A 6,243-nucleotide genomic window follows, 5' to 3' on the forward strand; every position below is an offset into this window, starting at 1 on the left:
GTGGCGCACCCGAGCTGATCCACTGGCGGATGTGTGGGACACCGTGCTGGTGCCCATGCTCGAGAAGGCGCCGCAGCTTGAACCCCAAACGCTGCTGCTGCACTTGGAGCGGACCTTCCCGGGCCAGCAGCGGTGCCAGCTCCAGGGTCACGGTCACAGCCTCGCTGTGGCCAGGGTGGGAGGCCACCAGCACAAAGGAGCTGGCGGCATCGAGATCGGTGCCGAGGTTGACGACATCACCGCTGCTGCGGGTGTGTTCGTAGCAGTCGGTTGCGGAGTGGTTGATCCAGCCGACGAGCACCGTCTGGGCGTCGAGCAGCCGGGTGGCTTGAGAGGTCATGGAAGGGTCTCCGGTGAAAAGGGACGAGGGGGTCAGGGCAGCACCAGCGGCATGGGCGCCACGTTGTAAAGGCGTGCGGCGGCCTTGCGGTTGCACACGGCAAAGCCGACGTACCAATCCACCCGCGTGCGGAACACCGGCGCGTCGTGCACCTCCCCGAAGTCCCGCACCGAGATGCCGTAGCGCCCCTCAAAGGGGCCCTGCAGGCCGCACACCGCCGCATCACCCAGCACGCAGCAGTAGATCGAGGTGGTGCCAGCGGGTTCGTCGTAGCCGAGCACGGCGTTGCCCTCGGCGTCCTCCTCCACCAGCAGGATCTCGATCCCCTCGAAGTAGTGGCGGCCGTCGATCACCTCATAGAGGTCACCGCCGGCCTGGCGGGAGGCGGTGCTGACCTGGCGGCGGGCCGCCTTGCTGGCGATCAGCACCTTGTCACCCCCGTAGCCGATCACGCTGTCGGTCAGTGCCTCCAGCGCCAGCAGGTTGAGGGTGCTGCCGCCGTTGTCGATCGTCTGGTCCTCGCCGGGCACCAGGCGCTTGGTCAGTCCGTTGAAGGCCCGCGGATCGAAGGTGTCATCGCCATTGATGATCGCCGCCTCCAACGTCAGGCGCATCGAGCGCACCTTCATCTCGGTCTGGGCAGCACGGGCCTCGGGACCCTGCAGGTCCACGATCGAGCGGTCCACATCCAGGTCGCCGCCGAACAGGTGCACGAACTCCGAATCGGAGTTGATGACCCCGTAGCTCTGGCGGTAGCCCTCATTCACCGCGCGGAAGCCGACGCGGGGCAGCTTGGTCTCCGCCGGGAAGCTCAGCGAGCCGCCGACGAGATTGCGGAAGGGCAGGCGGCGCAGCAGCTCCCCCTCCGCAAAGGTCTTGAGCACCGCCAGCTGCTCAGCACGGCGGGCGTATTTCTGCGCCTCGATCAAGGTCAGGCCCAAGGGCACGCTCCAGGGGCCTCGCCCCAGTGACAACAGCAGCTGTTGCCAGGTCGTTGCCCTGGTGGCGTGATCAGCAGCCAAAGAAGCCGCTTAGCCTGAGCCCATGGCGCCATCCCGTATCACCCACAACCCGGAGCAGTGCGGCGGTAAGCCCTGCATCCGCGGCATGCGCATTCGCGTTCGGGATGTCCTGGAGCTCTATGCCGCTGGGCTGAGCAGCGAGCAGATCCTTGCCGACTACCCGGATCTGGAGCCGGAGGATCTCAGTGCGGCACTGGATTACGCAGCCCGGGAGATCGACCATCCAGTGTTGGTGGGATGAGGCTCTGGCTGGATGCCCAGCTGCCGCCAGCCGTGGCCCTCTGGATCGGTGCGCAGCCATGGGGAGTGGATGCCGTCCCTGTGCGGGAGATCGGGCTGCGGGATGCCAGCGATCCGGAGATCTTTCGCCAGGCACGGGCCGCTGAGGCGGTGGTGATGACCAAAGACCGGGACTTCATCCGCCTGCTGGATGAGCAGGGCCCTCCTCCCCAGGTGATCTGGCTGCGGCTGGGGAACAGCAGCAATGCCGCACTGCAGCAGGTGTTGAGCACGACCCTGCTGCCAGCGCTGGAGCTGTTGCGCAGCGGTGAACCCTGGGTGGAGATCCGGCCGCAGGCCAACGCAGAAGCCTGATGCTTGCAGCACGGTGGTGCAGTGGTCGCGTCCTGCCTGCCCGATCCGCCTTGTCTGCTTCCGCAGGCCGGATCTGCGCCTCCCTCTGGCTGAGCTCCCGCACCCTGGAGAGGTTCTCCGCTCACCCGCCATCCCCTGGTAGCGGCGCGCCTGGCCAATGGAGGCGATAGGCGCGGCTGCGGCCTTCGCCGATCGGCTCGATCGCTTGTTGCTCCACCAGCTCGGCCAGATCGCGCCAGGCCGTGGCGCGGCTCACCTTGGTGAGGCCGATGGCCTTGCGCAGGGTCATGCCGCCCGTGAAACCCTCCGGTTCGGCATCCAGCAAGCGATTGAGCAGTTTCTGCTGGCGGCTGTTGAAGCCGCTGTGGCGGTGGCTCCACCAGAAGGCGGCCTTGCGCTGCACCGCGTCGATCACGGCGCCATTGGTGGCCGCCGCTGCCGTGAGCTGCTCCAGGAACCAGCGCAGCCAGCCCGTGACATCCAGATCTCCCCGCTGGCAGCGCTCCAGCACCGTGTAGTAGCCCTCCCGCTCGCGCAGGATCTGGGCGGAGATGCCCAGGGCGCGGCCAGACAACTCCGGTTGGGCCTGGGCCCTGCAGTCCTGGGCCAGAAGCCGGTCGGTGATGGCACGGGCCAGGCGGCCGTTGCCGTCTTCATAGGGGTGAAGGGTGAGAAACCAGAGGTGGGCCAGGCCGGCGCGCAACAGCCCGTCCAGCTGCGCAGGCGGGGAGGCGACCCAGTCCAGGAAGACCTCCAGCTGCCTCTCGAGCTGATCACGGGGCGGCGCTTCAAAGTGCAGGCGCTCACGGCCGATGGCGCCGGAGAGCACCTGCATCGGGGCCTCATCCCGCAGGTCACCGATCCGAATGGCACGCAGGCCATCGGGGCCAGCGGCGAACAGGCGCCGGTGCCAGTGGTTCAGTGTGGCCAGGGTGAGGGGCGCCTCCAGGGTGCTGGTGGCCTCCAACAACACATCCAGCAGACCCTCCACCTGGGCGCTGGCGGCCGGCTGCCCCTCGGCCAGCGGAAGGTGCAGCCGGCGCGCGATCGAGGAGCGCACCTGGCCGGGATCCAGCAGCTCGCCTTCGATGGCGGCTGTGCTCAGGCTCTCGCGGCCCAGCAAGGCGGAGATCGCCTCGCGATCGAGCGGGGGCTCCAGCGTCTCCAGCCGGCTCAGCAGCTCCTGGCGTGCAGCGCGGGCCTGCTCCAGCAGCGGCTCCAGAGCGGAGCCCTTCCAGCGGAACTGGGGCCAGTCGGGCTGCTGCCAGATCCAGGATGAAGCCATCACCGCAGCCTAATCGCTTCATCGGGTGAAGCGGTTGGTGACAGGTCATCGCTTCATGGCCGCAGACTGCCGGTGCTCAGTGGATCGGCTACGCGCAGCCCTCCTCATGGTCCTGGCGGCCTCAAGGGCTGACGCGAGTCAGCCGGACTGGTGCGTTGGCTGCGCTGCGCTCCGCATTGCAGAGGGGGCTGCCCCTTGACCCCGCCCGGCCTGCTTCGGGGTCTTCGCTACGCCTGCCATGGCTTCCGCATCCCGGATCCGCGCCTTCCAGCTCCTGAGCTCCCGCACACTTGAGCTTCTCTGGGAAGAGGCCTCGGCCCACCGCCCGGCTCCTCTGGAGCGGCTGGAGCGGCTCTGTGCTGATCTCCTCTTTGATCGCCAGCTCCTCAATCCTCACCGGGTGAGCTCCTTCCCCGAAAGCAAGCTGCCCTTCTGAGGGCCCTGAGCCCCGGCTGCGGCCCGGGCTCTCTTTTTGCTTGCAGCCCTGTTGCTTGCAGCCACTGGCAACAGGGCTCAGCAGCACCAAGCCCATGGCCAGCCCCATGACCCCCGAGCGGTTCCAGGACCGCTTTGAAGCCTTTCGCGGTGAACCCCAGCAGGTCTCCGGCGTCTGGACCCTTCATGCCGCGATCGCTGCACTGCCCGGCAGCGAGGCCGTCCTCGAGGAGCAGGCCCCCTGGGCGCTCACCTTCAGCCAGAAACCGGCCGCGCCCCCGGCGCCAGCAGTCCCCAGCGGCGGCCTCGATCCCCGCGGTTCAGAGGAAGCCGGCATGGCCGGCCCGCAGCTGGCAGCCCCCGTCCAGCCCGGGGATTCCTACCTGCTGGTGAATGACCGGGATGAGGACATGGAGGCCTACGACCACACCGGCCAGTTCCTCTGGAAGATCCCCTGCCTGGCCCGCGGCCAGGGGGCGGATACCGACTGGACCCAGAACAGCACCGACACCCCGCCGGGTCTCTACAAGCTCGGCCAGCTCTACGCCGACTACGAGCAGAACCCCAACCCGCCCTGCTCCGACACCGCCATGGCCTACGGCTGGTATTCCTTCGACATGGAGGAGCTGGAGGGCCAGGAGGTGGCCCATGGCCGGGCCGGGATCATGCTCCACGGCGGCGGCTCAGCCTGTGGCTGGCCCGGCACCTGGGCACCGCAGCAAGCCCTGCACCCCACCCTCGGGTTCGTTCGGCTCCACAACGCCGATCTGCGCGACAAGGTGCTGCCTCTTTACCGCCAGGGCACCGTCTATGTGGGGGTGTTCCAGGAAAAGAAGTGACAGCGGGGCTGGTGCTGCCACCGGCTGGGGGCCGACCGCCCAAGCCGCCGTTCGACCGCGAGCGGTTTGTGTTCAAGATCCTGGCGGTGGTGATCGGCACCCAGCTGCTGATCCATTCCCTTGCCGCTGGGGTCTGCGGTCAGCGGGCGCTGGAGGGCCGGCCTGTTGGCCAGATCTGCCCCGGCACGCTGGAGCAGCTGCAGGGCGGCTTTGATTCCACCCTCAAGCTGCTGCTGGCGCTGCTGGGTGGAGCAGCGCTGACGCGCATGGACCGGTAAAGCCTGGGAGCGGGAGGAGGGCTTGCTCCGGACCTCTCCACTCTAAGGCCCGTCCTGCGGCCGCGCCTCCGCTGGGATCGGTCCCGTCGCTGCGCCACACCTGGCGCCGATCGTCATGGCCACGCTCTCTGCAGGCAATTCCGCTGCCACCTCCCCGTTCTGCAGGCCAGAAGAGGATCCGTTCCTGCTGCTCGAATCCACGCTGCGCGCGGTGGAGGAGATCCTGCTGCGTCGTCGTGGGCTGCCGCTGCGCCGCACCTGGATCGAGCAGCCCTATGGAGAAGAGGAAATCACCCTGCTGGAGGAGGAGGTGATCCCCGCGATCCAGCAGTGTCTGGCACGGGTCGATGAGCTGGATGAGCGGCTGTTGGCCCAGCAGGAGCTGCTGCAGCGCTGTGAGCTCGAGCTCCAGCGCCAGCCACTGTCTGAGCAGAAGCTGCAGATGGCCTGAGCGCCATGGGTTGGGGGCTGCCGCTGCGGCCCCCTTGCCTGTGTCTCGATCCCAGGGTTGGCGGAGCAGCTCCACTGCTCGGGCGCGGTGGATGCTCAGCACGGATCTGCGGCAGGGCCAGTTGGACGTGGCCATGGCTGGGGCGGAGCGAAACCCCTCCGCAGCATGCCCCTCAGGCTTGCGTTGGCCAGGGCTGACGCGAGGCTCGCTGGGCTCGCCCCTCGCCAGCACTGCGCCTGCAGGGCCTCTGGTCGGTGTTCTCCGCTCCACCCCAGCCATGGCCACTCCCCAAGGCCCCGTCTGCGAAGTCCGCCTGCTTGTGGTTCACCGCTATCAGCCAGGAGTCCAGAAGCTCGGCACCACCCCCTGTGAGGTCGAGTTCTTGGGCCGCCGCGGCAAGCCCGTCAAGAAGATGCGGCTGATCCCTGCCGAGAAGGCATTCGCCTTTGCCCGCAAGCTGCAGGGCACCCCAGGCTGCACCGTCTCGGTCTGCTGAGCCTGGGGGCTCAGGCCCGGTTGCCGGTTGGTGGCCGGGCTTTGGCAGTGGGCCTGGCAAATGCCGGTTTCAGCCCAGCGAGGCCATGGCCACCAGAACCAGCCGCCGCACGCGCGAGAGCAGCACCGGCAAAACCAGCACCGCCAGAGCCCGGCGCACCGCAAGCCGCAGCACCGACTCCGTGCCCGAATTGCCGGGAATCAGCACTGTCAGGAGACAGTGCTCTCAACTTCATCTTGCTGGTGTGGACACGGGAACCCAGGCGGCACTACAAGATTGTGAGTGACCTCAACTTCCGCATCGAGCCGCTGCTGCACGAGCGAGGCACCCCCAGCGAGAGTGCCCTGGATGAGGTCAGCCGTCAGTCCAGCACTCGTTAGGAGTTTGCGGAAAAACCACCTGAACGCCCGCGTTTTTCCCTCCTGAGAGCTGATCACGCTCCGTCCGGGCTGGTTTTCAGCGAATCAGCGGCTCAGAACGCCCATTTCAGGTGTTTTGCCCCG

General features: G+C 67.7%; 11 protein-coding genes and 1 pseudogene. 8 read left to right on the forward strand and 4 right to left on the reverse strand.

Annotated features, from left to right (window positions below; translation table 11 throughout):
- Window positions 1-340, reverse strand: a pseudogene (locus KBY78_RS15195) (hypothetical protein); the annotation flags it as partial.
- A 32-nt stretch (window positions 341-372) separates the two neighbouring features.
- Window positions 373-1,281: a major capsid protein gene (locus tag KBY78_RS15200; RefSeq protein ID WP_261350311.1), complete on the reverse strand. Its 909-nt coding sequence runs from the start codon at window positions 1,279-1,281 to the stop codon at window positions 373-375.
- Between the two features lie 103 nt (window positions 1,282-1,384).
- Here KBY78_RS15200 and KBY78_RS15205 point away from each other — a divergent pair, with 103 nt between their 5' ends.
- Window positions 1,385-1,603: a DUF433 domain-containing protein gene (locus tag KBY78_RS15205; RefSeq protein ID WP_037979383.1), complete on the forward strand. Its 219-nt coding sequence runs from the start codon at window positions 1,385-1,387 to the stop codon at window positions 1,601-1,603.
- Entirely contained in the window at window positions 1,600-1,956 is a 357-nt protein-coding gene (locus tag KBY78_RS15210; protein ID WP_006170139.1) for a DUF5615 family PIN-like protein, read from the forward strand. Before KBY78_RS15205 ends, KBY78_RS15210 begins: the two co-directional genes overlap by 4 nt.
- Window positions 1,957-2,077: 121 nt before the next feature.
- Here KBY78_RS15210 and KBY78_RS15215 read toward each other — a convergent pair whose 3' ends face one another.
- A complete protein-coding gene (locus tag KBY78_RS15215; protein WP_255144345.1) occupies window positions 2,078-3,241 on the reverse strand; it encodes a Fic family protein in 1,164 nt (387 codons plus the stop codon).
- A 238-nt stretch (window positions 3,242-3,479) separates the two neighbouring features.
- Here KBY78_RS15215 and KBY78_RS15220 point away from each other — a divergent pair, with 238 nt between their 5' ends.
- The 5 genes from KBY78_RS15220 (at window position 3,480) to KBY78_RS15240 (ending at window position 5,740) form a co-directional block, all read left to right on the forward strand.
- The gene (locus KBY78_RS15220; RefSeq protein WP_255144346.1) at window positions 3,480-3,677 is read left to right on the forward strand and encodes a hypothetical protein; all 198 of its coding nucleotides are present in this window, start codon (window positions 3,480-3,482) and stop codon (window positions 3,675-3,677) included.
- 94 nt (window positions 3,678-3,771) lie between these two features.
- On the forward strand, window positions 3,772-4,515 hold the full coding sequence (locus KBY78_RS15225; RefSeq protein WP_255144347.1) for a L,D-transpeptidase: 744 nt from the start codon (window positions 3,772-3,774) through the stop codon (window positions 4,513-4,515).
- A gap of 11 nt (window positions 4,516-4,526) precedes the next feature.
- On the forward strand, window positions 4,527-4,793 hold the full coding sequence (locus KBY78_RS15230; protein WP_255144348.1) for a hypothetical protein: 267 nt from the start codon (window positions 4,527-4,529) through the stop codon (window positions 4,791-4,793).
- A 115-nt stretch (window positions 4,794-4,908) separates the two neighbouring features.
- Window positions 4,909-5,244, forward strand: coding sequence for a hypothetical protein (locus KBY78_RS15235; RefSeq protein WP_255144349.1), 336 nt, complete (start codon window positions 4,909-4,911; stop codon window positions 5,242-5,244).
- Between the two features lie 277 nt (window positions 5,245-5,521).
- A complete protein-coding gene (locus KBY78_RS15240) occupies window positions 5,522-5,740 on the forward strand; it encodes a hypothetical protein (protein ID WP_197166716.1) in 219 nt (72 codons plus the stop codon).
- 69 nt (window positions 5,741-5,809) lie between these two features.
- Here KBY78_RS15240 and KBY78_RS15245 read toward each other — a convergent pair whose 3' ends face one another.
- Complete coding sequence (locus KBY78_RS15245; protein ID WP_255144350.1) at window positions 5,810-5,947, reverse strand: hypothetical protein; 138 nt, start codon at window positions 5,945-5,947, stop codon at window positions 5,810-5,812.
- Between KBY78_RS15245 and KBY78_RS16425 the strand changes: the two genes are divergently transcribed.
- Window positions 5,947-6,120 carry a hypothetical protein gene (locus KBY78_RS16425; RefSeq protein WP_399216016.1) on the forward strand — a complete coding sequence of 58 codons (174 nt, stop codon included), beginning with the start codon at window positions 5,947-5,949 and terminating at the stop codon, window positions 6,118-6,120. The genes KBY78_RS15245 and KBY78_RS16425 overlap by 1 nt on opposite strands.
- Window positions 6,121-6,243 lie beyond the last annotated feature (123 nt).

The organism is Synechococcus sp. EJ6-Ellesmere (assembly GCF_024345875.1).
GTDB classification, from domain to species: Bacteria; Cyanobacteriota; Cyanobacteriia; order PCC-6307; family Cyanobiaceae; genus Regnicoccus_A; species Regnicoccus_A antarcticus.